The sequence below is a fragment of the Roseibium sp. LAB1 genome, assembly GCF_054658235.1.
Genome location: NZ_BAAGIB010000002.1, coordinates 1,675,724 through 1,702,560 on the forward strand (window position 1 = coordinate 1,675,724; position 26,837 = coordinate 1,702,560).

Genomic DNA, 26,837 nt, shown 5'->3' on the forward strand with positions numbered 1-26,837 from the left:
ATCAGCAGTGGCCCGTCGCCCCAGACCAGAAGGACCCCGCTCCGCTTTGCTTCCCGTCACTTTACGTTTGCCTGTCAGATGACACCCGCCTGTCCAGGAGTGCTTCGTTGAAGGCCAAATTTTCCATTCCTTTCAGCCGCCTCGTCATGGCCCTGTTCGCGTTCGGCCTTATCGCAACGGCGATCGCACTCTTCTGGATCACCTATCTTGGCAGTCTGTCGATTGCCGAACACGAAATTGCCCGCACGGCAAAATCCAAAGCCACGCTCGCCCGGCTCGTCTTCACACAACACCTGGACAAGCTCGAAACGCAGATCCGCGCGGTCGCGTCGCATCCGGACATCCGGCAAGCCCTGCTGGACAACAACAAGGACGCCGCCAAGGAGATCGTCGAACAGGCCTCGGAAGGCATGACCAGTGCCGTTCTGGACATCCTCCTGATCGATCGCCCTGGGGAGGACAGCTGGGTCAACGGCAGTCTCGGCCTGATCGACCTGACCCATCAGTTGCCGGTGAACGTGCGCACGGCCATGCCACCCGACATCTGGGTGACTTATGCGGACCACGACTCTGATCCCATCCAGATCACCACGGCCCTCTCGGTTCTGGTTCTTGATCCCGCGACCGGCCAGGTGCTCGGCAAGATCTATGGCGGCACCACCGTTACCGATTCATTCTCGATGCCGGGTGTCCTCTCCAAGACCCTGCGGGTGGAAGACCTGGCTTTCTATCACGATGACCAAGTGGTCGCGGGCCTTGGCGATCTGACCACGGAAGTACTTCCCGAACGGCTCTATGCGTCACCAGACGAGGTCAATTATGCGCTCGACGGTGCAAATCTGTTCATTTTTGCGCCACTGATGCAGGGACTGGACGGCCATATGCTTGCCGCGGTGATCAAGCAACCCGTCGACACGCTTCAAAAGGTTGAGGATACCTACAGCCAGCTGTTCACGCCGTTCCTGCTCTATACAGCCATTCTGGCAATCGGTGCCGCGCTGCTGGTCAATCGCATTACCTCCTCCAGCCTGGGCAGTCTGCTGAAATATGCAATGAGCCTGCGGCAAGACAGGGTTGTCTCGCCCCCGCCACCCGGGCTGATATTCGAGTTCAACAAGTTGGCCACCATGTTTCAGGCGGCCTTTGAATCCGTGCGCAACCGGGATGCCCAGTTCAAGGACATGATCGACGGGTCGATGCACGGTGTGCTCGTTCACGCCAATCATCGCATCTTGTATGTGAACGACGCCCTGCTGCAAATGTGCGGCTATGAGCCCGGTGAGCCGAAACAGCTGGTCGATTCCCCCACTCTGGTGATCTACGCGCCTGAGGAGCACAGTCGGCTGCGCAGCTATTACAACATGCGCGAAAACGGCAGCGGCGCACCTCGCGCCTATGAGGTCAAGGGCATCCGCAAGGATGGCGGGCCGATCTGGCTGGAACAGCATGTGCGCCTGACGGAATGGCGCGGTGAACGCGCCTATTACGCCACCATCACCGATATCAGCGAGCGCAAACGCCAGGAAGAACTGGCGACCAAGAATGCCAATTTCGACATTCTGACCGGCCTACCGAACCGGCGCCTGTTCATGGACAGACTGCGCCAGGCTATTCAGCGCGGCAAGCATATGGGCGATCTGACAGCCCTGATGATCCTCGACCTCGACCGGTTCAAGACCGTGAACGAAACCTACGGCCCCAAGGCCGGGGACAAGGTGATCGAAACCATCGCCACGCGTCTGACCCAGACCCTTGGCCCGGACCAGACGGTTGCCCGTATGGGCGGCGACGAATTTGCCATCATCCTGTCGAACCCTGAAGACCGCTGGCAGATCGAGCAGACGGCCCGTGACGTACTGAAGGCGGTTGGGGAGCCGATCGACCTGGAGGACGACAATCAAGCTGTGCTTGCAGGCAGCCTCGGCATTGCCGTTTGTCCGCATGACGGAACAGACGACGAGGCGCTGCTGATGCAGGCCGACACCAGCATGCTGCAGGCCAAGTCCGACAGCGGCGCGAGCTACCGGTTCTTCGCCACCCGCATGAACGAACAGGCCGCCCGTGCCAGCCAGATCGAGGTCGGCCTCCGGCAAGCTGTCGAAAAGGGCGAGCTGCATCTGAATTTCCAGCCGATCGTGGATTATGAAAAAAATCGCGTCGTAAGCTGCGAAACCCTGGCGCGCTGGACCGATCCCAAGCTGGGCGTCGTCCCCCCGGCGGAATTCATCAAGGTCGCAGAGGAGTGCGGGCTCATCGTACCGCTTGGCGAACAAGTGCTGCGCGAGGCTTGCAAGTTCTTCCAGTCCTGCAACCGCAACGGCCTGCAGCTCGACGGCATCAGCGTCAACATTTCACCACGCCAATGCCGGGATGCGGATTTCCTGCCGCGGCTGGAAGAAATTCTCGGCGAAACCGGAATGGACCCCACCCGCCTGCAGCTCGAAGTTACCGAGAGCGTGATGTTCGATGACCAGCGCATCAACCCGGTCGAAGTGCTGGAAGCCATCAGCAAGCTTGGCATCAAGATCTCGCTGGACGATTTCGGCACCGGCTATTCGTCCCTGAGCTATCTGAAACGCCTGCCGATCGATACTCTCAAGATCGACCGGACCTTCATCATGGGCATGGAACGGGACAAGGATGGCCAGGCTCTGGTGCAGGCCATCATTTCCATGGCTGCCTCGCTGCATATCGAGGTGGTTTGCGAAGGGGCGGAAACGCGCGAGCAGTGCGAACTGATCCATTCCTTCGGCTGCTCGCTGATCCAGGGCTACAGTTTCGCCCGCCCACTCACCGGCGTCGATTTCCATCGGTATCTTGCCAACATGAATGGCGTCAATTCGGTCGCGGCGCGCGCGGGCTGACGCGCCTCCCACACGCAGACAAACAAAAACGGGGACCCAAAGGTCCCCGTTTCAATTCTTACGTCAGTCGGACCGAAGCTTATTCAGCTTCTTCCTTCTTTTCGATTTCCTTGCCGGTTTCCTGGTCGACAACCTTCATGGACAGGCGGACCTTGCCGCGCTCGTCGAAGCCCATGAGCTTGACCCAGACCTTGTCGCCTTCCTTGATCACGTCGGTGACCTTGGCAACCTTCTTCGGAGCAAGCTGGGAGATGTGGACCAGACCGTCCTTGGCGCCGAAGAAGTTCACGAATGCGCCGAAATCAACGCATTTGACGACGGTGCCTTCGTAGATCATGCCCACTTCCGGCTCGGCGGCGATGGAGTTGATCCAGTTCACGGCTGCCTTGATCGCCTTGCCGTCGGCAGATGCGATCTTGACGGTGCCGTCGTCCTCGATGTTGACCTTTGCGCCGGTCTTTTCCACGATTTCGCGGATGACCTTGCCGCCCGAACCGATGACTTCACGGATCTTGTCGACCGGGATCTTCATCACTTCGATGCGCGGTGCATGTTCGCCGAGCTCGGCACGAGCTTCGGTGATGGCCTTGGACATTTCGCCGAGAATGTGGATACGGCCGTCCTTGGCCTGACCCAGAGCGACCTTCATGATCTCTTCGGTGATACCGTCGATCTTGATGTCCATCTGCAGCGACGTGATACCATCCTGGGTACCGGCAACCTTGAAGTCCATGTCGCCGAGGTGATCTTCATCACCCAGAATGTCGGACAGAACTGCAAAACGGTCACCGTCCTTGATCAGGCCCATGGCGATACCGGCAACCGGTGCCTTCAGCGGAACGCCGGCATCCATCAGCGACAGCGAGGTGCCGCAGACGGTTGCCATGGAAGACGAACCGTTGGATTCGGTGATTTCGGAAACAACGCGGACGGTGTACGGGAACTCGTGGTGCGGAGGCATCATCGGGTTGATCGCGCGCCATGCCAGCTTGCCGTGACCGATTTCGCGGCGTCCCGGGGAGCCCATGCGGCCGGTTTCACCGACGGAGTAAGGCGGGAAGTTGTAGTGCAGCATGAAGTGCGACTTCACAGTGCCTTCCAGCAGGTCGATGTACTGCTCGTCTTCACCGGTACCGAGGGTGGCAACGACCAGGCCCTGGGTTTCGCCGCGGGTGAACAGGGCAGAACCGTGTGCACGCGGCAGAATGCCGACTTCGGAAGAGATCGAACGAACGGTCGACAGGTCACGGCCGTCGATGCGGGTGCCGGTGTCGAGGATCGCGCCACGAACGATTTCCGCTTCCAGCTTCTTGAACTGCTCGCCCAGAATGGTGCTTTCGACGGCTTCGCCTTCGGCAGCGTTGGTGATCAGCGCCTCAACGACCTTCGCCTTGGCAGCGTCGACTGCGTTCTTGCGGTCGGTCTTGGACGTGATCTTGTAAGCGGCAACCAGGTCGCTTTCAGCCATAGCCTTGACCTTGCCGAACAGCTCGGAATGATCCGGCAGGACCAGCTCGCGCGGTTCCTTGGCAGCGGTTTCAGCCAGTTTGATGATCGCGTCGATCACCGGCTGGAAGCCCTTGTGGCCAAACATCACTGCGCCGAGCATGATGTCTTCGTCCAGTTCCTTGGCTTCGGATTCAACCATCAGAACGGCGTCGTTGGTACCGGCAACAACCAGATCCAGAGTGGATTCCGGCATGTCGTCGACCAGCGGGTTCAGAACGTATTCGCCGTTGATGTAGCCAACGCGCGCACCGCCGATCGGGCCCATGAACGGAACACCCGACAGGGTCAGTGCAGCGGAAGACGCCACCATCGCCAGGATGTCCGGAGCGTTTTCCAGATCGTGCGACAGAACGGTGATGACCACCTGGGTGTCGTTCTTGTAGCCATCTGCGAAAAGCGGGCGGATCGGGCGGTCGATCAGGCGGGACGTCAGCGTCTCGTGCTCGGACGGACGGCCTTCGCGCTTGAAGTAGCCACCCGGGATCTTACCTGCGGCAAAGGCCTTTTCCTGGTAGTTCACGGTGAGCGGAAAGAAATCCTGGCCCGGCTTCGGAGACTTGGCGGACACGACTGTCGCAAGCACCTTCGTTTCGCCATAGGACGCCATCACGGCGCCATCGGCCTGACGGGCAACCTTGCCCGTTTCGAGGACGAGCGGGCGTCCGCCCCACTCGACTTCCACACGATGAATATCAAACATCATCTGTCCTTACAGCTTTGCCTGCCCTTGGCTGTTTTCGGTACAGCACGGTGATGGCAGACACATTCCCGGTCGGCCCCGTATGGGCCGGTTACCGGCGGACAGGTCACGGGCAAGACGACGAGCTGCTTTCGGCTCAAGACGGAAAGAAGCCGGCAATCCTGCCCCATGACATGTCACGAGGTCTCTATAGAGCGTTCCACTCGATTTTGAAACACTCAAAGCTCTTTCAGGAAACAAAGATCCGAAGCGGATCAGTGTTTTGTCCGAAAGGGCCGCGTCCGGCAAAAGCCGTCACGCAATACAAAAACGCGGCGGGTTCTCACCCACCGCGCTTTCAGGTTCTGAGATCTTAGCGGCGAATGCCAAGACGCGAGATCAGCGACTTGTAGCGTTCTTCGCTCTTGCCGCGCGTGTAGTCCAGAAGGGACCGGCGCTGCGCAACCATTTTCAGAAGACCGCGGCGGGAATGGTTATCCTTGCCATGACCCTTGAAGTGTTCAGTCAGGTTGTTGATCCGCTCGGTGAGGATCGCGACCTGTACTTCCGGGGAACCGGTGTCGCCTTCTTTGATGGCGTATTCCTTGATGAGCTCAGCTTTGCGCTCTGCAGTGATCGACATCGCTCTTTCCTTTCAAAGAGTGGGGTCCGTTGACCGGACACGTTGAAATGCCGGAGACCGGCCTGATCCGGATGTTTCCAGAGCCGAGATGTCGTTCAGCAAAGGATCCTTCCGGACGAATTGGACATCAGTGCCCAATGGCGGCGGAATATGGCGGAAAACCTTACGAAAATCCAGAGGTTTCTCAGGTTTTTTCGCCACACCCGAAATTACAGGTGAAACACCCTGGTCGGCTGGAACCGGCCCTTGTCAATTGAGCCGATGGCGACCGGCACATTGGCGTGGCTGGCAAAGGCGACTTCAGTATTCAGCGGAGCATCGCGGCCGCGCAGCAGCACCGCCATACCCTTGCGGATCTTGGCGGCGTCATCGAGCGAAACCGGAACCTCGATCAGATTGTCCATCGCCTCGCGAACAGGCAGGACGAACTCCTCGACCAGGGTTTCTACGCCGGCACCTTCGTCCAGCGCCTCGGACGCTTCCATGATCTCATCAAGGCCAATCAGGTCGTCCTCGCCGAAGGGCCCGACCAGCAACCGGCGCAGCTCGGTAACGTGACCACAGGTACCGAGACGGCGGCCGAGGTCACGGGCGAGCGCACGCACATAGGTCCCCTTGCCGCATTCAGCCTCGAAAACGGCCCGGTTCTCGTCCGGACAGTCGACCAGATCCAGCCGATGCACGTCGATGGGGCGGGCTTCCAGTTCGACCTCTTCGCCATCGCGTGCCAGATCATATGCCCGTTCACCCGCAACCTTGATGGCGGAAAATTTCGGCGGAACCTGCATGATCGTGCCGACCAACTCACCAAGGACAGCCGAGATTTCGTCCGCATTGGGCCGCACGTCGGACGTGGCAACTGCCTCGCCCTCGGTGTCGTCGGTGTTGGTTTCAACACCCCAGGTCACCTCGAAACGGTAGACCTTGCGGCCATCCATGACGAAGGGAACGGTTTTCGTGGCTTCGCCGAAGGCAACCGGCAGGAGACCGGACGCGCGCGGATCGAGCGTACCGGCATGACCGACCTTCTCCGGCGAGAAGATCCGCTTGATCTTGCCGAGCGCCTCGTTGGAGGTGATGCCATAGGGCTTGTCCAGCACAAGCCAGCCGTTGATTGCGTTCTTTTTTCTTTTGAATTGTTTTTGGCGTGCCATGAGAACGTTTCAATACGATTGCAATTGTTTTACGGCGAGAAATGAAAAACTGACTGTCGAACCCACCATCCATGCGCAACAGCAAGATCCTGAACGCATCAGCTTTGGTCAGCGATCATTCTCGGTTTTTTGAAGTCTATTTTGGCTACAGTAAGTAACCTGGTTTCCAAGTTTATGCGCCTTTGCCAAGTCGCATGACCCACTTATCTTTGAAGGGACACTTCCTGTTCCACTATCAGAGAAGCCTATCAACTCTTTGTTCCCTGCCCTGATAACAATGTAAAATCCAAGGAGTTCATCGCCGTATGTATGAACTGTTTTGACCCCTGTCAGCGGCCCTACTTTGAATTTGCCATTTGCATCTGTTCTGGTGACTGCATGCCTTGACCCTGGCGGGTTATCTTTTGATGCGTCTGATGGAGCCAATGCTGCCACCAACTCAATCTCTGCATTTGCAACCGGCATACCATCGTTTAACAGCACGCCCGAAACCTCAGGTGCGACTGTGCGTGGAACGGGAAAAACGACACATGCAGAGGTCGCTGCACCAAGTGCGATTGCTGCGATAGTTCTGAAGAGCGCCATATCGGGTCCGCTTGGGTTAGGCCTTGGCCTCGGCAAAGAACTCACTGCTCTTCATGTCATCCCGGTCCGAGTGGCGCGAAAGACCAGGATCCGGTAACCCCAGTGCACCCCGCTCTTCCGGCAATCAAGCTAATCGCCTGTGTTTGCCGGGTCCCCGCCTTCGCGGGGACCACAATTCAACAGGAACAGTGAGCCGTTGATCTCTAGTTCTCTTCGTCCGCGTCGAGATCGCGGGAGACTTCCGGAGAATGCAGCAGCGTGTCGATGCGGTCGTCGTCGTCGAACCTCGTGTCGAGAACGAAGCGCAGGTCCGGCATGTATTTCATCGTCAGCCGGCGGGACACCTGGCCGCGCAGATATTTGGCGCTGCGGTTCAGGGCCTTTTCGACATTTTCAGCATTTACGCCACCAAGCGGCATCACCAGGCAGGTGGCCAGGCGCAGATCCGGTGTCATGCGCACTTCGGGGATCGTGACGATCACCCCGTCGAGATCCGGGTCGGAGAACCGTCCCCGGGTCAGAATATCGGACAACTCCTTGCGGACCGTTTCGCCAACGCGCAATTGGCGCTGGGAAGGGCCGCGGCTGTCCTGTCCGTGTTGTCTTGCCATTGTTGTTGTTCCTGCATCTCTGGCAGCGCATTCCGTCCCGACGTATTCGTGCGCCGTTGGCGGACCGGTCCCAGCGCCCCGCGCCATTGCCGGGCCTGAAGCACGGACGGTGGCGAGACCATCTGGATGGTGCGAATACCACGGCCAAACCATGGCATAACGGAGTTACCTGCGACCAGATACGACGTCAGCGGCTTAATTGAATAAGCCGCTGACATCAGTTTCAAGTAAATTTCTGACTTCGATCAGAGTGTCCGTGCGATCTGCTCGACGCGGAAGCACTCGATGACGTCGCCCGGACGCATGTCCTGGTACTTGACGAAGTTCATGCCGCATTCCTGACCGGATTCGACAGACTTGACCTCGTCCTTGAAGCGCTTGAGCGTGCCCAGTTCGCCTTCGTGGATGACCACATCGTCGCGGATGAGACGAACGTTGGCGCCACGTTCCACGACACCTTCGGTAACCAGACAACCCGCAACCTTGCCAACCTTGGAGATGTGGAAGATTTCCTTGATCTCCGCATTGCCGAGGAAGGTCTCGCGGCGTTCCGGCGACAGCATGCCCGACAGGGCCGCCTTGATGTCGTCAACGAGGTCGTAGATCACGTTGTAGTAACGGATCTCGATGCCTTCGCGGCTTGCCGCTTCACGGGCCTGCTTGTTGGCACGCACGTTGAAGCCGATGATCGGAGCCTTGGAAGCGAGCGCCAGCGTGACGTCGCTTTCGGTGATGCCACCAACACCGGAGAGCAGAATGCGTGCACCGACTTCGTCGTTGCCGAGTTCGTTGAGCGCATGGGCAATCGCTTCCGCGGAGCCCTGCACGTCGGCCTTGAGCACCAGCGGGAACTCTTTTTTGCCGGTTTCCTGCAGACGGTTCATCATCTGCTCAAGCGAACCGCGCGTTCCGGAGGCAACCACGGAGGCCTTCTCGCGGATCTGGCGCTGACGGTAGTCGGTAATCTCACGGGCGCGGGCTTCGTTGTCGACGACCGCAACCATGTCACCGGCTTCCGGCGTGCCCTGGAAGCCCAGAACCTCGACCGGTTTGGCCGGACCGGCTTCCTTCACCTGGTTGCCATTCTCGTCGAGCATGGCGCGTACACGGCCCCACTCGGCACCGGCAACCAGAATATCGCCCGGCTTGAGGGTACCCTTCTGCACCAGAACGGTGGCAACCGGACCACGGCCCTTGTCGAGCTGCGCTTCGATGACGATGCCTTCTGCCTTGCGTTCCGGGTTGGCCTGGAGTTCCAGAACCTCGGACTGCAGCAGGATCATTTCCAGAAGTTTGTCGAGGCCCAGGCCGCTCTTGGCGGAGACTTCAACATCGATCACGTCACCGCCCATGGATTCCACAACGAGGTTCTCGCTGAGAAGCTCCGTGCGGACGCGGTTCGGGTCGGCTTCCGGCTTGTCCATCTTGTTGATGGCCACGATGATCGGCACGTCGGCCGCCTTTGCGTGAGCAACGGCTTCCTTTGTCTGCGGCATGACACCATCGTCGGCTGCCACAACCAGGATCACGATATCGGTCGACTTCGCACCGCGGGCACGCATCTGCGAGAACGCAGCGTGGCCCGGGGTATCGATGAAGGTGATCTTGTTGCCATCCTGATCGACCTGATAGGCGCCGATATGCTGGGTGATGCCGCCGGCTTCGCCGGTGACCACCTTGGACTTGCGAATTGCATCGAGCAACGAGGTCTTGCCGTGGTCGACGTGGCCCATGATTGTCACGACCGGAGGACGCGGCAACAGGGTGGACGGTTCGTCTTCCGTGGTGAACAGACCTTCTTCCACGTCGGCTTCGGAGACGCGCTTGACCGTGTGACCCATTTCCTGGGCGATCAGTTCAGCCGTATCCGCATCAATGACGTCGTTGATCTTCAGCATCTGGCCCTGCTTCATCAGAAGCTTGATCACATCCACGGCGCGCTCGGCCATACGGTTGGCGAGTTCCTGGATGGTGATGGCTTCCGGCAGGACGACTTCACGCATGATCTTTTCACGCACGACCTGCTGCTGACCGCGCTTCGCCTTTTCCTGGCGGCGGCGCATGGAGGCCAGAGACCGCGCACGCTGGCCGTCGTCGCCACCGGTGGCGGCCGAGATGGTCAGCTTGGAGCGGCGACGGTCGTCGCCGGTGCGCGGACGCGCGGCGGGGGCCGGAGCCTGTTTCGGGCGTTTGACCGCGCGAACGCCCTTGTTGTTGCGGTCTTCTTCTTCGGTTTCTCCGCGCTCGGGCTTCGCACGTGCAGCCGGTGCCTCCGGTGCCTTGCGCTTGCCCATGTCGTCAAGGCTGGGCGGCTTGCCGCCGTCAGCATGAGCGGGCTTGCGCACCACGGTGCGGCCTGCAGTTTCCTTGCGTACGGGCGCGGCAGCTTCCGGAGCGGTTTCTTCAGCCGGCTCGGCTTTCGGGCCTGCCTTGGCCTCTTCCGCAGCCTTGAGAGCGTCTTCGGCTTCGCGCTTGGCGCGCTCTTCCGCTTCGACCTTGGCGCGGGCTTCTTCTTCGGCCTGACGCTGAGCCGCCTCGATTGCGCGGCGCTTGTCTTCTTCTTCGCGGCGCTTGCGGTCTTCCTCGTCCCGAACCTTGGCCATCTGAAGGGCTGCCGCGCGGGCTGCCGCTTCTTCCTTGGTCAGGGTACGCAGAACGTTGCCGTTGCCCTTTTGGCGCTGGCCGGACGCAGACCGGCGAGCCTGCTTGGTCGCCTGCGGATCTGGTTGCGGCGGCGTACGTGGCGCTTCAGCCGGCCGCTCGAGGCGCTGCGTTGTCGGCGCAGGGGCTTCAGCTTTCGCTTCCTGCCCCGGGAGCACGACACGGCGCTTCTTCTTTTCCACGACGACGGCTTTGGACCGGCCATGCGAGAAGGACTGCCGAACAGTTCCCTGATCGCCACCGCCGCGCTTTAGGCCAAGCGTTTTGCCACGCTCAACGCTGATTGTCTTGTCGCCTGGATTTTTCGTATCGCTCATATTGCCTTCAGTCCTGCGCAACCGCCTTTTCAAGCGTTGCCATTATCGCTGCTTACCGCGGAGGAGTAGCGAAAACGCTCCAGATCGCGCACCCGCGACAGGAAGTTTTCGCTCGCCTGCCCCGCAAGCAGTGCAGCATGTATCACATTTGACCGGCCCAATGCCAAATCCAATTGGTCCGAATCGAACAAACGGACGATTTGGCATCCGTTTGAGAGTTCCTGACTGCTGGCAGCCACTGCCGCCAGCTTCCTTACCCCGTCTTCTGCAGCGTCCGAGGCATGGACCAGCCCGGCGACATCATCCTGCCGCAGGGCCGCTTCAACTTTCGCGTAGCCTGTCACCAGCTCGCCGGCCTTGCGCGTCATGGAGAGCGCTTGCAGCGCCGATCGTTCCATGAGCGCATCAACACGATCCGCCAGTCCCGGCTCGACAGAGGCTTCCCCTTTAAAACCCCTGCCGAAGACCTTTTTCCGGTCCTTTTCGGCAACAGCCACGATGTCTTTCGCGGCGGTTACCCAAACACCACGCCCTGGAAGAACCCGCTTCAGATCCGGGACCACCTCACCTTGCGGATCGAGGACGAACCGGATCAGCGTACTGATGGGCTGAACCTCCCGGGTAACGGCACACTGCCGTTCGGTTGGCTCACTCTTCCTGGGCACGCTGCCACTCCTTTAGATCAACCTGCTTTCCGGTGGAAACCTCCCCGGCGCAGAAAAGCTGATCGAACTTGCGAATTCGAAGCTGCCGACCAGCTCAAGGCCATGCCGGAAACTTCATACAGGAGGCTTTTGCCTCTCTCGTTACCCGTTCAGGATCGCGCCGCTCTGTGGCTCTTCTCCAACGGTTTCGGCCATTTCGGCCTCTTCTTCTTCTTCAGCCACGTCGGCTTCCGCCTGAGCTGCGAGTTCTTCCTCGGTGATCCAGCCGGCTGCCAGACGGGCGGCCATCACGACGTTTTCCGCTTCCGCGCGGGACATGTCGAATTCCGAAAGGGCACCTTCGAAGCGCTTTGTCTCACCGTCCTTGCGTTCGGTCCAGCCGACGAGATCGTCAGCAGCGCATCCGGCAAGGTCTTCCATCGTCTTGATGTCGTCCTTGCCCAGAGCAACCAGCATAGCCGTTGTCAGGCCATCAATCGACCTCAAGTCGTCGGCAACACCAAGCGAAATGCGTTCTTCGTCGAGTTTTGCTTCCAGTTCGGCCAGATAATCCCGGGCACGTGCCTGAATTTCGACGGCGGTGTCATCATCGAAGCCTTCGATCATGGAGATCTCATCGAGCTCCACGTACGCGACTTCCTCGACGGAGGTAAAGCCTTCGGTGGCCAGCAACTGGCCGACCATTTCGTCCACGTTGAGGGCTTCCATGAACAGCTGCGAACGCTCAAGGAATTCCTTCTGGCGGCGGTCGCTTTCTTCCTGTTCGGTCATGATGTCGATGGCCCAGCCGGTCAGCTGGGAGGCCAGACGCACGTTCTGTCCGCGGCGGCCGATCGCCAATGATAGTTGGTCATCGGGAACGACAACTTCAATACGTTCGGCGTCTTCGTCCAGAACAACCTTGGCAACTTCGGCCGGCTGCAGGGCGTTGACGATGAAGGTTGCGGCTTCTTCGTTCCACGGAATGATGTCGATCTTCTCGCCCTGAAGCTCGCCGACAACGGCCTGGACACGGCTGCCGCGCATACCCACGCAGGCGCCGACCGGGTCGATGGAGCTGTCCTTGGAGATCACGGCGATCTTCGCGCGTGAGCCCGGATCGCGAGCCACTGACTTGATCTCGATGACACCGTCGTAGATTTCCGGAACTTCCTGGGCGAACAGTTTCGCCATGAACTGGGGATGAGTGCGCGACAGGAAAATCTGCGGACCGCGCTGCTCGCGGCGCACGTCATAGATGATGGCGCGGATGCGGTCACCGGTGCGGAAGATTTCGCGCGGTATCAATTCGTCGCGGCGGACAATGCCTTCGCCACGGCCAAGATCGACAATAACGTTGCCGTATTCGGCGCGTTTGACGACACCGTTGACGACTTCGCCGACACGGTCCTTGAATTCTTCATACTGACGGTCACGCTCGGCTTCGCGCACTTTCTGCACGATGACCTGCTTGGCGGACTGGGCGGCGATACGGCCGAAATCGAGCGGCGGCAGCGGCTCGGCGATGAAGTCGCCGATGCTGGCTTCCGGATTGCGGGCCTGCGCGTCATCAAGAGAGATGTCGGTGGAAACGTTTTCGACGGCTTCGACGACCTGAAGCAGACGCTGCAGGCGGATCTCGCCGGTCTTCGGATTGATTTCGGCGCGGACTTCCGTTTCCGTGCCATAGCGGGAGCGGGCTGCTTTCTGGATCGCATCTTCCATTGCATTGATGACGATCATCCGGTCGATGGATTTTTCCCGTGCGACCGCGTCAGCGATTTGCAGCAGTTCCAGCCGGTTCGCGCTGATTGCCATATTCCACTCCTCTTGCGCCAAGGATCGGTTCGGGCGCATTCTTCTTCTTTCCCTTAGAGCCTGTGGCTCAGTTGGGCATGTTGTCCTGCGACAGCTCGTCTTCCTGGCCACGGGCGGCAAGTGCCGCCTTTTCCGCCTGAAGAGCTGCGGTAATCAAGTCATCGGTCAGCACAAGCTTGGCTTCACCGATATTTTCCAGCGGCAGCGCCACGGTATCCTCTTCGCCGTCCCGCACATCAGGCAGACGAATATTGGCCATACCGTTTTCCGCGCCAAGGAGCGTGCCCCGGAACCGCTTGCGGCCGTCCAGCATGACGGCCATTTCGACCTTCAGCTCATGGCCGGCCCAGCGGTTGAAATCGCCGGCCCGCACGAGCGGACGGTCGATACCCGGAGATGAAACTTCTAGATGATATGCCCGGTTGATCGGGTCTTCGACGTCGAGCGCGGGCGAGACGCCACGGCTGATGGTTTCGCAGTCCTCGACCGTCATCGTGCCGTCCGGACGCTCTGCCATGATCTGCAAGGTGCAACCGTTCTGAGCACTGATCTTAATACGCACCAGTCGGTAGCCGAGGTCTTCGATGACCGGCTCCACAATTGCGGCAACACGGGCATCAAGACCCTGTTCCGTCACAATTCTCGGTTCGTGTGCGCTCACACTTGGCTCCTGTTCGCGGCCGTTACCGGCTCTTGAGCATCAGATGCACCTGATTGTCGATTTACATAGGGCAGTCCTGCTCGAACTCATCGGTTTCCGGTTATGTAAGCAAAAAAGAGCGGGTCCCCGGCGGGCCCACTCTCAAAGTGCTCAGATAAGCCGTTTGAGGTGAAACACGGGCTGTATAACGCCAAAGCAGTCAAAAAGGCAAGAGGCCGGGCCAAATTCCTCAAAGAAGTTGGCGCGCGCCCGGTTTCCCCCGGTAAACGGCAACAAAAGCGCAGCCCCGGTCACCGTACAGCTACACCCTGCGGAAGGTCAGGTACCGGCCGATACGGCCTTCGCGGATGGCCTTGGCCTCATAGCGCGTGCCCGGCCAGTCTTCCCAGGGAGACTTCCAGTCGGCAGCGGTTTCCGCAGTCCATTCAAACGCGTGATGATCGCGGCAATGACGCAGCGTCCAATCGACATAGGTATCGATATCACTGGCAAACCGGAACTCGTGGCCCGGCCGGAGTGCCCGGGCATAGCGGTCGAGGTTCTGTTCGTTGATGAACCTTCGTTTCCAGTGGCGCTTCTTGGGCCATGGATCCGGATAGAGCTGGTAGGCCAGATCGAGGCTCGCCTCCGGCAGCCAGTCCAGAACGTTGACCGCATCGTCATCATAAAGACGGACATTGCCGAGCCCCTCCTCTACGACGGCGGTCACGGCCTTGGCCATGCTGCCGACAAACGGCTCGACGCCGATGAAGCCGGTTCGCGGATTGGTTCTGGCCCTATGCAGCAGATGTTCACCACCGCCGAAGCCGACCTCCAGGCACACCTCGTCGACGTCAGCGTCGAAGAGGTCCCTCAGATCATCAGGGGCCGGTTTTGCCAGATCCAGCGCCAGGCGCGGCAGTTCGTTTTCCATCAACGCCTCACGGCGCGGGCTTAGCGGCTTGCCCTTGCGGCGGCCGTAAAAGGAACCTTCGTAACGGTCAGTCATTCTGCATCTTCAAAACGACAGATCGCCGGCTCTGAACCGGCGATCTGCTTCATTTCATCTATGGTTCGGCCTGGAGCTGAGCTTATCCCGCAAGCGGGCGCAGCTCGTCAACCAGGTCGGTCTTCTCCCAGCTGAAACCGCCATCGGCTTCGGGCTCGCGGCCGAAATGCCCGTAAGCGGCAGTGCGCTCATAGATCGGGTTGTTCAGCTTGAGGTGCTGACGAATGCCGCGCGGGCTGAGGCCCATGACATCGCGCAGTGCCTTTTCCAGCTTGGCCTCGTCGCAACGGCCCGTGCCATGCAGGTCGACATAGACCGACAGCGGCTCCGGAACGCCGATGGCGTAGGAAAGCTGGATGGTGCAGCGATCAGCCAGATCGGCTGCGACAACGTTCTTGGCAAGATACCGGGCCGCATAGGCCGCCGAACGGTCCACCTTGGTCGGGTCCTTGCCGGAGAAAGCGCCGCCGCCATGCGGTGCGGCGCCGCCATAGGTGTCGACAATGATCTTGCGGCCGGTGAGGCCGGCATCACCGTCGGGACCACCGATGACGAAGGCACCGGTCGGGTTGACGTGCCAGACGGTATCGCCCGTGATGAAGCCTTCCGGCAGCGCTGTGCGGATGTAGGGTTCGACGATGGCGCGCACGTCGGTGGACGTCAGGGCCGGATCCAGATGCTGGGTCGACAGAACGATCGAGGTTGCCTCGACCGGCTTGCCGTTGACGTAGCGGACAGTGACCTGGCTCTTCGCATCCGGGCCGAGTGCGGGCTCCTGGCCAGATTTGCGGACTTCGGCCAGAAGACGCAGGATCTTGTGTGAAAAGAGAATCGGAGCCGGCATCAGCTCTTCGGTCTCGCGGCAGGCGTAACCGAACATGATGCCCTGGTCGCCGGCACCTTCATCCTTGTTGTCGCCTGCATCGACGCCCTGGGCGATGTGAGCGGACTGCGCATGAAGATGAACGGCGACATCGCAGTTTTCCCAATGGAAACCATCCTGCTCATAGCCGATATCCTTGACGGCCATGCGGGCAAGATGGGCGATGTAATCGCTGGTGATAGTGGCCGGACCACGGGTTTCGCCGGCGATCACGATGCGGTTGGTTGTTGCCAGGGTTTCACAGGCAACGCGCGCTTCCGGCATTTCCTTGAGGTAGGCATCTACAACCGCATCGGAGATACGGTCGCATACTTTGTCCGGATGCCCTTCAGAGACGGACTCGGAGGTAAACAGGTAATTCTGACGTGCCATTGGCGATCGTCCTTCTGGGAATGAATATGACAGAAGCGGCGATCTTCATCGCCGCTCCGTCTGCATCAATCTTAGAAGTTCTTCGCCGCGTCAAGCGCGCGCGTGAATTTTGTCAGTCGTCGCCTGCGAGAGACCGGACCAGATCAACGATCCGGCGACGGACTTTCGGGTCCTCGATCCGAACAAATGCCTTGTTCAGGGACAGGCCTTCGGACGAAGACAGGAAGTCGACAACATAAGACGTCGGCTGGGTTTCGCCAAAGCCTTCAGCCTCTTCGGGAGTGCCGGGTGCATCTTCGAAGAAAAAGGAAACCGGAACTTTCAAAACCGTGGCGATATGCTGCAACCGGCTGGCACCGATGCGGTTGGTGCCTTTTTCGTATTTCTGGATCTGCTGGAAGGTGATGCCCAGACTTTCGCCGAGCTTTTCCTGACTCATGCCTAGCATCATGCGGCGAAGCCTGACGCGGCTGCCTACATGAATATCGATCGGATTCGGAGACTTTTTACTGGGCATCTGTGTCGCTCTTTCTTTTTGTCGCGGAGAAAGCCCGCTCGTTTTCGTTTGCACAAGCTCTCCTGAGTTCCCCCCACAGGTTCAAGAGACCGAAGTTTGCCCGCAACCTTTCACTTGTACATGAAGCAGCCTTCAATCGGCTATTTCACGGTTGTATCACAGTTCCTTCACTCAACTCAAACAAAAATTATCAATTTACACGCGAATAGCGGTTGTATTGGTAAAACGCCGCAAATACTACAATGAGGAACGAGAAAATGAGTACCGGCAGATCGCCAAAAATGCCGTAGAGAGTGTTACCTAGTCTCTGCGGAAGCTTGGCGTCGATCAGCCCCTTCTCGAATATCGCAAGTTTCGCGACCACATTACCTTTGGCGTCGACGACCGCGGAAATGCCTGTATTTGCAGCTCTAATCAGCGGCAATCCGGTTTCGATCGCGCGCAAACGTGCCTGGGCGAAATGCTGATACGGGCCGGGCGTGCGGCCAAACCAGGCGTCGTTGGTCACATTCAGCAAAAATTCCGGCCTGCCGGAAACGCCGTCCAGAGACCCCGGAAAAATCGCCTCGTAACAAATCATGGGTAGAAAACCAAAACTTTCGGAGGTGGTCAGCACGCGCGGTTGATACCCTGCCTCGAAGCCTTCCAGGGGTCCTGCGAGGTTGGTGATTCCGAGAGATTCAAGCAGAGGTTTAAACGGGATATACTCGCCGAAGGGCACCAGACGGACCTTGTCGTAGATGCCCTGGACCGTGCCTTCGCTGCCTATGACGAAAACGCTGTTGAAGTAATCCGCCCCCTGAAGACCGGGTTCGGCCCTGATCGCACCGGTCACCAGTTCGGTCTTGTCGCTGAGCGACTTGCCGATCCGGAACAATGCACCCGGCTCTTGCGTCAAAAGGAAGGGCACGGCCGATTCCGGCCAGACCACCATGCGCGGCTGGCCGACGCGTGCGGCGCCGCCAAGCGGCGCTTCGGTCATGTCCAGGAATGTCTGAAAGATCTCATCGCGCAGCTCGGGCCGCCATTTGTCTTTCTGATCGATCGAGGGTTGAACGATGCGGACGTCGAGATCGGCAACGGGCGGAACCGGCTGCCACAGCCGGACAGCGCCGTAGCCCGCGACCACGGCCAATGCAACGCCAGCAATGGCAACAGCCGTGACCCGCTGGCGAAACGGGCGCGCATCCGCCAGAACGGCAGGGGTAGCGAACACCGCTACCGCGATGAACGTAAGACCATAAAGACCAACGAGGCTTGCCGCCTGCGACAGGCTCAACGATCCGGACAACCCGTACCCGAAGGCATTCCAGGGAAACCCTGTCAGCACATGGCCACGCAGCCAATCGGACAGGGTCAGACCGGCTGCCAGCAACAGGATACGGCGGAACTGATCGCTCCAGAACACGGCCGCCAGGCCGATGCCGAGGCCCGTGAACAGCGCCAGACCGACCGGCATCGCCAGAACCGCAAAAGGCATCAGCCAGGCAAAGCGCTCCGCTTCCACGAGAAATGCGGCACCGATCCACCACAGGCCGGACAGGAAGTAACCGAAGCCGAACAGCCAACCGAGCGCGAAGCCCGTGCGAAACCGCTGAAGACGCTTACCCGGCGCAGGATCTACGGACCCGTCCAGCAACCAGACCAGACAGGGGAACGTGACCAGAAGCACGATGGTGACGTCATAAGGGGGAAGCGCGAAGGCTGTTACGGCCCCGCAGGCGGCACACAGGAGGCGGCGCTGCCAACCCCATGCCAGAAGAAAGGTATTTGGCAGGGCCGACAGGCGGTGTGACAACCATTGCATCAAAGAGCTTCCCCGTTCTTGCGGTCAGGAGATTTGTCGGCTCGCCGCAGCGGGGTCAAGGGTTAATCCCAAAGATGAATGAAGAAGCCCTGTCGCGGAAGCCGGAACCTGTCGCATTTGGCTCCCGTTGCTGGGCCGGTTCGCCCGGCCGCCAGGTCATCCGTTACCGCTGGACGCGGCAACCTTGGGCTTCGGGCTCTCGCTGTCCTGACCACCATCGCCCTGGGCGCTATCGGTCCGCTTGGGACGACGGCGAAGATCCGGCGGACGGGCGTCAGTGCGGCGGCGGCGGATCTTCAGGCGCTTGATGCGGCGCGGATCCGCATCCATCACCTCGAATTCGAACCCGGGAACCTCATCCGGCACAAGCAGCAATTCGCCGCGAACCGGCACACGGCCCACGGAGAAATACAGCAGCCCGCCGAGCGTATCGACGTCTTCGGAAATCTCGCCATCATAAAGGTGCGTGCCCAGCGCTGCATCGAGGTCTTCAAGCGGCAGACGCGGATCGGCAATCCACACGCCTTCCCCGGCGGAGGCCAGCATGGCCTCCTCGTCCTCGTCGTGTTCGTCCTCGATATCGCCGACGACTTCCTCAACCAGATCTTCCAGCGACACCAGGCCGTCAGTTCCACCGTATTCGTCGATCACCAGAGCCATCTGGATACGGTCGGCCTGCATCTTCGCCATCAGGTCCGTCGCCGGCATCGACGGCGGCACGAACAGAAGGTTCCGCAGCAGATCCGTGTTCTTCAGCGAGACCGACAGGTCGACGCAGGACAGATCCAGATCAGGCATGTTATGGCCGTTACGCGCTGGCGCATTCGAATTCGACGGTTGAATGCCGGTTGTATCTTTTTCCTTGTCCACAGAAGTTGCAGGACGATTGGAAGCGCCGCGTTCGGCGATATACGCCATCAAATCCTTGATGTGGACCATGCCCCGCGGATCATCCAGCGTCTCTTCGTAGACCGGCATGCGCGAATGACCGCTTGTCTGGAAAAGTTCCATGACACGGCTGAGGCTGGTTTCCACTTCCACCGCATCGATATCCGCACGCGGGATCATGACATCGTCGACGCGCAATTCGCGCAGTCTGAGAATGTTGCCGAGCAGCATCCGCTCTTCCGGAGAGAAAGCGGCGTCGCCGCCTTCGCGGGCAAGCTCATCCTCCAGGTTCTCGCGCAAGCTCGAAGACTGGCGGCCCAAGCGCAGGATGCGTTTGAGGAGGTCGAGAAAGGCCGCAGTTCTCTGCGGCTTCGGCTGTTGCGGGTCTTCCCCGTCCTGTTCCTGTCCAGTGCTGGCAGGTTTCTGCCCGGTTACCGGACTTTGCGGTTCAATTGAGTTCATCATCCATCAATCAAGAACATCACACCCCATGATGCCACTTAACCGCCGTCAGCCACAAGGGGCCTGTCCGCGTAAGGGTCATCGATGCCAAGAGAGGCCAGAATGGCCTTCTCGAGACTTTCCATAAGTTCCGCCTCTTCACTTTCCTGATGATCATAATCGAAAAGGTGAAGCAAACCGTGAACTGTCAGATGGGTAAGGTGATCGGAAAATTCAATTCCAAGATCCGCGGCTTCGGCCGCGACGGTTTCATAACCGAAAACGATATCGCCCAGAAGCGGGCCGTAGACATCGCCTTGCGGATCACTGCCGGGAAAGGACAGGACGTTTGTCGCCTTGTCCTTGTCCCGCCATTTCGCGTTCAACTGCCGGATCGACGCGTCGTCGGTAAAGAGCAGCGAGACTTCCGTCCCGTCCAGAACTTCCAGATCCGCACAAGCAAAGGCAGCGGCAACCGCCTTCGCGGTAATTTCTTCCAACTGGCTTTCCGCCGGCCAATCACCCGCCTCTATCGACAGGTCAATCTGAAAACTTTCGGGCAATCGGTCAGGCATTGTCGGCAAGGGCTTTTCAGGAATTTGCGGCTTCACGAGGGCGCGCAGAGGCACCGTCGCGGTCCGCACCACGTTTTCGCTCGGCAAAGCGGCGTTCGCGCGCTTCCGATTCTTCACGCGAAGCGTTGTCGTAGGCGGTCACGATCCGTCCAACCAGTTCGTGGCGGACGACGTCCTTCTCGTTGAACCGGATATGAGCGACTTCCGGAATGTCGGTCAACAGTCCAAGTGCTTCACGCAAACCGGACACCTGTCCCGATGGCAAGTCGATCTGGCTCGGGTCGCCGGTGACGATCATCTTCGACCCTTCTCCGAGACGCGTCAGAAACATCTTCATCTGCATGGAAGTCGTGTTCTGCGCCTCGTCGAGCAGCACCACCGCGTTGGACAGCGTGCGGCCGCGCATGAAGGCCAGCGGCGCCACCTCGATCATGCCGGACTGCAGGCCACGATCGACCTTCTCTGCGGGCATCATCTCGTAAAGGGCGTCGTAGATCGGCCGCAGGTAGGGATCGACCTTGTCCTTCATCTCGCCCGGCAGGAAGCCGAGACGTTCGCCGGCTTCAACAGCGGGACGGGACAGGATCAGACGGGCGACATCGCCGCGCTCCAGCAGCGCTGCCGCATAGGCAACCGCCAGGAAGGTCTTGCCGGTGCCGGCCGGGCCGGTTCCGAAAATCAGGTCGGCCCGATCCATGGACCGGATGTAGGCGTCCTGGGTCGGCGTGCGGGCAACGATGGTCTTTCGACGGGTCGCGATCTGGGCGAAGGCCAGCCGGGACTTCGGCTCCAGCGTCGGCAGCGGCAGTTGCGCTTCGGCGGCTGCAGCCATGCGCAAGGCACCGTCGACGTCCCCCGGATGGATCTCCTGCCCCTGCAGCAGACGCTGATACATGGCCTCCAGCGCGGTGCGCGCCTGAGCACACCCCGCCTGACGGCCTTTGAGCGTCACCTGGTTGCCCCTGGCAATGGCATCGATGCCCAGACGCTGTTCGATAAGCGCAAGGTTCTGGTCGAATTGCCCAAAGAGATCTCCGATCAGCCGGTTATCTTCAAAGGCAAGAACAATATGGGTCATGTCGGAGGCCGAACCGGCCGCAGAGGAATCTACCGAGGACTTGCGGGATGAAGAGTGGCTGTCGCGCGTCAAATGACGTCTCCTTTAGGCCGCCGGAGCCGGGATGCGTCCGGACCTTCCAAGATCATCTTGCCCCGCAATCAGCCGCCCGAACAGGGAATTGGACCCGATGTCAACGATTTCCACCGCTTGTATCGACCCGATGAGGTCTTCGGGTGCATCCAGTTGCACCGGCTGCAACCAGGGCGACTTGCCAACCAGCTGGCCGGGATTGCGGCCGGTCTTCTCCAGAAGCACGTCACAGGTCATTCCCAGACGCGAGGCGTTGAACGCTTTCTGCTGCTCGCTGATCAAGGCCTGAAGCTCGGCAAGCCGGACAGACTTGACGTCTTCCGGCACGTGATTTTCCATGGTTGCGCCCGGTGTTCCGGGCCTGGAGCTGTATTTGAACGAGAAGGCGGAACCGTAGCCAACGCGTCGAATCAGATCCATCGTGTCGTCGAAATCCTGGTCGGTCTCACCCGGGAATCCGACGATGAAATCACCGGAGAGCGCAATATCGGGGGCCGCCTCGCGAATGCGGTCGATCAGGCGGAAATACTCTTCCCGCGTATGACGGCGGTTCATCGCCTTCAGGATCTTGTCGGACCCTGACTGCACCGGCAGGTGCAGATACGGCATCAGGCTTTTCAGTTCCTTGTGTGCCTCGATCAGGTCGTCATCCATGTCGCGGGGATGGCTGGTGGTGTACCGCAGCCGGTCCAGACCGTCGATTTCCGCCAGGCGCCTCAACAAACGGCCAAGCCCCCAGACGGCACCATCCGGCGCCGCTCCATGATAGGCATTGACGTTCTGCCCCAGCAGCGTGACCTCGCGCACACCGGCGGCGGCCATGCGTTCGGCTTCGGAGACGATCTGCTCGACCGAGCGGGAAACTTCTGCGCCGCGCGTATAGGGAACGACGCAGAAGGTGCAGAACTTGTCGCATCCTTCCTGCACAGTGAGAAAGGCGGACGGCGGGCGTTTCAGCACCTGACTTTCCGCACGGGCGGACAGGTGGTTGAACTTGGCGTCAATGTCGAACTCTGTTTCGACCACCTTGGAGCCAGCGCGAGCCTTTTCCAGGAGAGACGGCAGCTGATGGTAGCTCTGCGGCCCCACCACGAGATCCACGATGGGCGCCCGGCGGGAAATTTCCTCGCCTTCCGCCTGTGCAACGCAGCCGGCGACACCGACCATCATGTCCTTGCCGGATTTCGCCCGTTCTTCCTTGACCTTCCGGATACGGCCAAGCTCGGAATAGACCTTCTCGGCGGCCTTTTCACGGATGTGGCAGGTGTTCAGGATGACCAGATCGGCGTCTTCCAGATCGTCAGTCGCCTCGAACCCCTCCGGCGCCAGAACGTCGGTCATGCGCTCGCTGTCATAGACGTTCATCTGGCAGCCATAGGTCCGCACGAACACCTTGCGGGTGTTCCCGCCCTCACGGGTGGCTGTCGTTTCGGCGGCAGAAACGGCGGTGGCGGCCGTTTCCAGGTCTTGTTCAGGGCGGCTTGTCATTCGCTCCTCGTGGGGCTCCTACTGGCCTTTGTAGATTCGGCCTTCATAAACTGGGCCTTTGTCTGGCGGCCGGATGTGGTGAATGTCTGTGCCTTCATCGGGCAATTCACCCGGTACGGGCGCAGGATCGATCCGTCCATCACGCCCAGGATCCGCGCCTTGGAACGGCAGCGGACGGCACCTTGCAAATTCAGGCGCCAGCTTTAGCGGTTTTTTCCCCGTTTGAGAAGAACTCGAGTGGCTCGATTTCGCTGAAATCTTCGATCTCGACCGGCTTTTGCAGCAGCGAGGCGATCGTCATGGCTCGAACCTCTGTTTCAAGGCGGCGGGTCAGGTCCTTCCGGTCCGTTGTCCGGTCGACCAGAACCGGCTCGCCCCAGCGCACCACGACGTCGAGCGCACCGCGCGAGAATATGCCCCACAGGTGGCCCGCAAGCTCCATGTCGCCATACCAGGCGACATGCGGACGGTGGGCACGGCCCATCGGCAGGCCGTAAAAGCCCTGATAGGCGACAGACAGCGGCTGCACCCAGACCGTCGAGGTCTCGTCGTCGCCGACGGCACGGGTCGCGGCCCCAAGCAGCGCTGAACGAAACGGCAGAACGCAATTGCCGTCATTGGAGGTGCCTTCGGCAAACAGGACCATCGCATCGCCGGCTGCCATGCGCCCGGCAATGGCATCAGCCACCTGAGCGGTTTCCGTGCGCCGGGTGCGATTGACGAACACCGTGCGCTGAAGCTTGGCGAACAGGCCGAAAATGGGCCAGCCCGAGACTTCCGATTTCGCAATGAATGACAGGGGTATCAGCGAGCCGAGCACGGTGATATCGACCCAGGACGCGTGGTTGGAGGCGATCAGCAGCGGCCTGTCCATGGCAGGGCTTCCGATCTGCTCGATCTTGATGCCCACAAGCCGGGTCGCGATCCGGTGCCAGAGCTGGGGCAATTTCCTTTGCATCGGAAGACCGAGCTTCACCGCCAGCCACTGAAGCGGGATCAGCACCAGCGACACCAGCGTCAGAAGGAAGATGATGACCCCGGCCTTGAGTTCAGCCATCGCCGTGGTCATCCTTCGGAACATCGAGCGGAACGCCATAGAGTTCCAGCCGGTGGTCGACCAGCCGGTACCCCAGTTTCTTGGCGATAAATTCCTGCAAGGCCTCGATTTCCTCGTTGCGGAACTCGATCACCTGGCCGGAACGCAGATCGATCAGGTGGTCGTGATGTTCGTCCGGAACAGTTTCATAGCGCGAACGGCCGTCGCGAAAATCGTGCCGCTCGATCATCCCCGCATCCTCGAACAGCTTCACGGTGCGATAGACCGTTGAAATGGAAATGCCCGGATCGATCGCCACGGAGCGGCGGTAAAGTTCCTCGACATCGGGGTGCTCGTCGGAGGCTGCTTCGATGACGGAGGCAATGACACGGCGCTGTTCGGTCATGCGCATACCTTTTTCGATGCACAAATCCACTAGCGCTGATTGCCGCTCTTCCACCATTGCGATGCCGTCCGCCGTCTGTTTCCGATACCGTATCCGTTTCCGCTACAGCGCTTAACCAAGATCGACGCGCATGACAAGCGCGGTCCCGTCTCCTCCACTGTCGCTGTAATACCCCTTGCGGCTGCCGACCTCCTTGAAGCCGAGTGCCCGGTACAGCAGCAGCGCCGGTTCGTTGGCAGCGTCCACTTCCAGAAAAAGGTGTTTGCAGCGTTCGCCATACAAACGGAACAGACCGGCTTCCATCAGCTTCTTGCCGATGCTGCGGCCGCGCTGGCGCGGGTGAACTGCAATGGTGATGACCTCGGCCTCATCTGCGGCGATGCGCACGATCAGGAAGCCAAGCGGTGCACGCGTGCCATAGGGACTGGCCCGGCGCGCCACAAGAAACATGACGCCGTCCTGCGCTTTCATCCGCGCAAGCTCGTCCGTGTTCCATTTGTGTTTGAATGACAGTGCGTGGATATCGGCAATCTTCGGTAGATCTTCGTCCAGCGCCTCTTCTATCACCGGCGGCTGGGTCCAGAACCACCAAAAACTCATTGCCGTTCTATCCTTCCCTTCGTTTGCGGCGTCGCATCAGGCGGCCGCAAATAGAGTGGCGAAGGGGATGACCTCGAAGGATCGGCGGAGATCCCCAGTTCCGCAACATCCCGAATACCCGGGAAAGTGCTGCGGGACAATATCGCGCTGTCTGGAAGGCCAAGCTCCCTCGCGATTTTTTCCGATGCCGAACCTGCCAACCTTATGTCCTTGGGCAGGTTCGCCGCAAGATCAGCGATGGTACGTACACCGGCTTCATCAGCGGCTGCACCCGAGGCATGAAACAGCTGACAGTAAACCTCGTCGGCTTTTCCGGTCAGTGCCACCAGAACAGGCCCCCCCTCGTCCCTGGGAACATCGGAACGGGCAATGGCTGCCAGTGTGGTCACGCCGACAACCGGCTTGCCGAGCACCAGGCCGAACCCGCGGGCAACGGCCAGTCCGACACGCAGTCCGGTAAAGCTGCCGGGTCCGATGGTTACGGCAACGCGGTCAAGTTCGGAAAAGGTGGTAGACGACTCGGCCATGACCTCGCCGATCATGTCCATCAGCTTTTCGGCATGTCCCCGGCCGATTTCTTCGCCACATGCCTCGAAACACGCGGTTTCCACACCGTCGTCGAGAACGGCGGCGGCGCAATTGGCAAGGGCTGTATCGATGGCGAGGACGCGCATTCCGGTCTGGCTCAAGGTTTTTGTCCCACATGCCACTACCCCGGCCCGGCCCGTGAGTCGAGCGGGGCTTTGGACCTAAGTCCAAAGGGGGGCTTGCGTTCCACAAAGAATGGGAGTCGAAAATATTAAAGGCCCGGACACATGCCGGGCCTTTGAAACTCTACAGGAAATATCCGATCAGATCGGGCGGACTTCCTCGACTTCCGGCACAAAGTGGCGCAGCAGATTCTGGATACCGTGCTGAAGCGTTGCCGTGGATGACGGGCAGCCGGCGCAGGCGCCGCGCATGGACAGATAGACCACGCCTTCCTTGAAGCCCTTGAAGGTGATGTCGCCGCCATCTTGCGCCACCGCAGGACGCACCCGGGTTTCCAGGAGTTCCTTGATGGTGCTGACGGTGTCTGCGTCACCTGCCTCGAAGAACTCGCCTTCCTCGATATTTTCCGCTTCGCTGGTCGCCATGACCGGCTGACCGGACATGAACTGCTCCATGATCACGCCCAGAATGGCCGGTTTCATGTGCTGCCAGTCGGTTTCGTCCTTGGTCACGGTCACGAAGTCATGGCCGAAAAAGACCGCCACCACGCCCGGCACGTCGAACAGTTTCTGTGCGAGAGGCGATACCCCGGCATCCGCCTTGTTGCGGAAGTCGTAGGTTCCCTCCGGCAGGACAACCCGTCCCGGCAGGAATTTCAGTGTCGCCGGATTCGGTGTGGCTTCGGTTTGAATGAACATCTTCTCTCGTCCTTGCGCTTCAGGTCGCGCCCGTGTTGCCGGCTCGTTTTGCGCCTCACCTCCATCGCAAAACGCCGATGAATGTTTCTAACGTATCTTGCAGCAGTTTGGAACCGTTAAAAACTAGATAG

23 protein-coding genes are annotated in these 26,837 nt (G+C 59.9%); 1 reads left to right on the forward strand and 22 read right to left on the reverse strand.

Annotated features, from left to right (window positions below):
• Positions 1-107 precede the first annotated feature (107 nt).
• Complete coding sequence (locus ACYQ54_RS17685) at positions 108-2,864, forward strand: EAL domain-containing protein (protein WP_460084652.1); 2,757 nt, start codon at positions 108-110, stop codon at positions 2,862-2,864.
• A 79-nt stretch (positions 2,865-2,943) separates the two neighbouring features.
• Here the strand turns inward: ACYQ54_RS17685 and pnp are convergent, their stop codons facing one another.
• From pnp to ACYQ54_RS17795, 22 genes are all read right to left on the reverse strand, one after another.
• Complete coding sequence (gene pnp, locus ACYQ54_RS17690) at positions 2,944-5,073, reverse strand: polyribonucleotide nucleotidyltransferase (RefSeq protein WP_460084654.1); 2,130 nt, start codon at positions 5,071-5,073, stop codon at positions 2,944-2,946.
• Between the two features lie 352 nt (positions 5,074-5,425).
• Positions 5,426-5,695, reverse strand: a complete 270-nt coding sequence (gene rpsO / locus ACYQ54_RS17695; RefSeq protein ID WP_006935430.1) for a 30S ribosomal protein S15 — start codon at positions 5,693-5,695, stop codon at positions 5,426-5,428.
• 209 nt (positions 5,696-5,904) lie between these two features.
• Positions 5,905-6,849: a tRNA pseudouridine(55) synthase TruB gene (gene truB / locus ACYQ54_RS17700; protein ID WP_460084657.1), complete on the reverse strand. Its 945-nt coding sequence runs from the start codon at positions 6,847-6,849 to the stop codon at positions 5,905-5,907.
• Between the two features lie 108 nt (positions 6,850-6,957).
• The gene (locus tag ACYQ54_RS17705; protein WP_460084660.1) at positions 6,958-7,434 is read right to left on the reverse strand and encodes a hypothetical protein; all 477 of its coding nucleotides are present in this window, start codon (positions 7,432-7,434) and stop codon (positions 6,958-6,960) included.
• A 203-nt stretch (positions 7,435-7,637) separates the two neighbouring features.
• Complete coding sequence (gene rbfA / locus ACYQ54_RS17710) at positions 7,638-8,045, reverse strand: 30S ribosome-binding factor RbfA (protein WP_460084663.1); 408 nt, start codon at positions 8,043-8,045, stop codon at positions 7,638-7,640.
• Positions 8,046-8,290: 245 nt separating this feature from the next.
• Positions 8,291-11,023 (reverse strand): translation initiation factor IF-2, encoded by a 2,733-nt coding sequence (gene infB / locus ACYQ54_RS17715; RefSeq protein ID WP_460084665.1) that lies wholly within the window; start codon positions 11,021-11,023, stop codon positions 8,291-8,293.
• A 29-nt stretch (positions 11,024-11,052) separates the two neighbouring features.
• Positions 11,053-11,688: an RNA-binding protein gene (locus ACYQ54_RS17720; protein ID WP_460084668.1), complete on the reverse strand. Its 636-nt coding sequence runs from the start codon at positions 11,686-11,688 to the stop codon at positions 11,053-11,055.
• 141 nt (positions 11,689-11,829) lie between these two features.
• Entirely contained in the window at positions 11,830-13,485 is a 1,656-nt protein-coding gene (gene nusA / locus ACYQ54_RS17725; protein WP_460084670.1) for a transcription termination factor NusA, read from the reverse strand.
• Between the two features lie 67 nt (positions 13,486-13,552).
• A complete protein-coding gene (gene rimP, locus ACYQ54_RS17730; RefSeq protein WP_460084674.1) occupies positions 13,553-14,146 on the reverse strand; it encodes a ribosome maturation factor RimP in 594 nt (197 codons plus the stop codon).
• Positions 14,147-14,447: 301 nt separating this feature from the next.
• Positions 14,448-15,134, reverse strand: coding sequence for a tRNA (guanine(46)-N(7))-methyltransferase TrmB (trmB, locus tag ACYQ54_RS17735; RefSeq protein ID WP_460084676.1), 687 nt, complete (start codon positions 15,132-15,134; stop codon positions 14,448-14,450).
• 82 nt (positions 15,135-15,216) lie between these two features.
• The gene (metK, locus tag ACYQ54_RS17740; RefSeq protein WP_460084678.1) at positions 15,217-16,389 is read right to left on the reverse strand and encodes a methionine adenosyltransferase; all 1,173 of its coding nucleotides are present in this window, start codon (positions 16,387-16,389) and stop codon (positions 15,217-15,219) included.
• Between the two features lie 112 nt (positions 16,390-16,501).
• Positions 16,502-16,906, reverse strand: a complete 405-nt coding sequence (locus tag ACYQ54_RS17745) for a helix-turn-helix domain-containing protein (protein ID WP_023014432.1) — start codon at positions 16,904-16,906, stop codon at positions 16,502-16,504.
• 190 nt (positions 16,907-17,096) lie between these two features.
• Positions 17,097-18,713: an apolipoprotein N-acyltransferase gene (lnt, locus tag ACYQ54_RS17750; RefSeq protein WP_460084680.1), complete on the reverse strand. Its 1,617-nt coding sequence runs from the start codon at positions 18,711-18,713 to the stop codon at positions 17,097-17,099.
• A 156-nt stretch (positions 18,714-18,869) separates the two neighbouring features.
• Positions 18,870-20,066, reverse strand: coding sequence for a hemolysin family protein (locus ACYQ54_RS17755; RefSeq protein WP_460084683.1), 1,197 nt, complete (start codon positions 20,064-20,066; stop codon positions 18,870-18,872).
• Between the two features lie 35 nt (positions 20,067-20,101).
• Positions 20,102-20,617 carry an rRNA maturation RNase YbeY gene (gene ybeY / locus ACYQ54_RS17760; RefSeq protein ID WP_460084870.1) on the reverse strand — a complete coding sequence of 172 codons (516 nt, stop codon included), beginning with the start codon at positions 20,615-20,617 and terminating at the stop codon, positions 20,102-20,104.
• A 16-nt stretch (positions 20,618-20,633) separates the two neighbouring features.
• Positions 20,634-21,695, reverse strand: coding sequence for a PhoH family protein (locus ACYQ54_RS17765; RefSeq protein ID WP_460084871.1), 1,062 nt, complete (start codon positions 21,693-21,695; stop codon positions 20,634-20,636).
• An 84-nt stretch (positions 21,696-21,779) separates the two neighbouring features.
• Positions 21,780-23,255, reverse strand: coding sequence for a tRNA (N6-isopentenyl adenosine(37)-C2)-methylthiotransferase MiaB (gene miaB, locus ACYQ54_RS17770; RefSeq protein WP_460084686.1), 1,476 nt, complete (start codon positions 23,253-23,255; stop codon positions 21,780-21,782).
• A 190-nt stretch (positions 23,256-23,445) separates the two neighbouring features.
• Positions 23,446-24,312: a lyso-ornithine lipid O-acyltransferase gene (olsA, locus tag ACYQ54_RS17775; RefSeq protein WP_460084688.1), complete on the reverse strand. Its 867-nt coding sequence runs from the start codon at positions 24,310-24,312 to the stop codon at positions 23,446-23,448.
• Positions 24,305-24,754, reverse strand: coding sequence for a Fur family transcriptional regulator (locus tag ACYQ54_RS17780; RefSeq protein WP_460084691.1), 450 nt, complete (start codon positions 24,752-24,754; stop codon positions 24,305-24,307). The genes olsA and ACYQ54_RS17780 overlap by 8 nt, the downstream gene beginning before the upstream one ends.
• A 54-nt stretch (positions 24,755-24,808) precedes the next feature.
• Positions 24,809-25,297 carry a ribosomal protein S18-alanine N-acetyltransferase gene (gene rimI / locus ACYQ54_RS17785; RefSeq protein ID WP_460084694.1) on the reverse strand — a complete coding sequence of 163 codons (489 nt, stop codon included), beginning with the start codon at positions 25,295-25,297 and terminating at the stop codon, positions 24,809-24,811.
• Positions 25,294-25,986: a tRNA (adenosine(37)-N6)-threonylcarbamoyltransferase complex dimerization subunit type 1 TsaB gene (gene tsaB, locus ACYQ54_RS17790; protein ID WP_460084696.1), complete on the reverse strand. Its 693-nt coding sequence runs from the start codon at positions 25,984-25,986 to the stop codon at positions 25,294-25,296. Before tsaB ends, rimI begins: the two co-directional genes overlap by 4 nt.
• Before the next feature lie 162 nt (positions 25,987-26,148).
• On the reverse strand, positions 26,149-26,706 hold the full coding sequence (locus tag ACYQ54_RS17795; RefSeq protein ID WP_460084699.1) for a NifU family protein: 558 nt from the start codon (positions 26,704-26,706) through the stop codon (positions 26,149-26,151).
• Positions 26,707-26,837 lie beyond the last annotated feature (131 nt).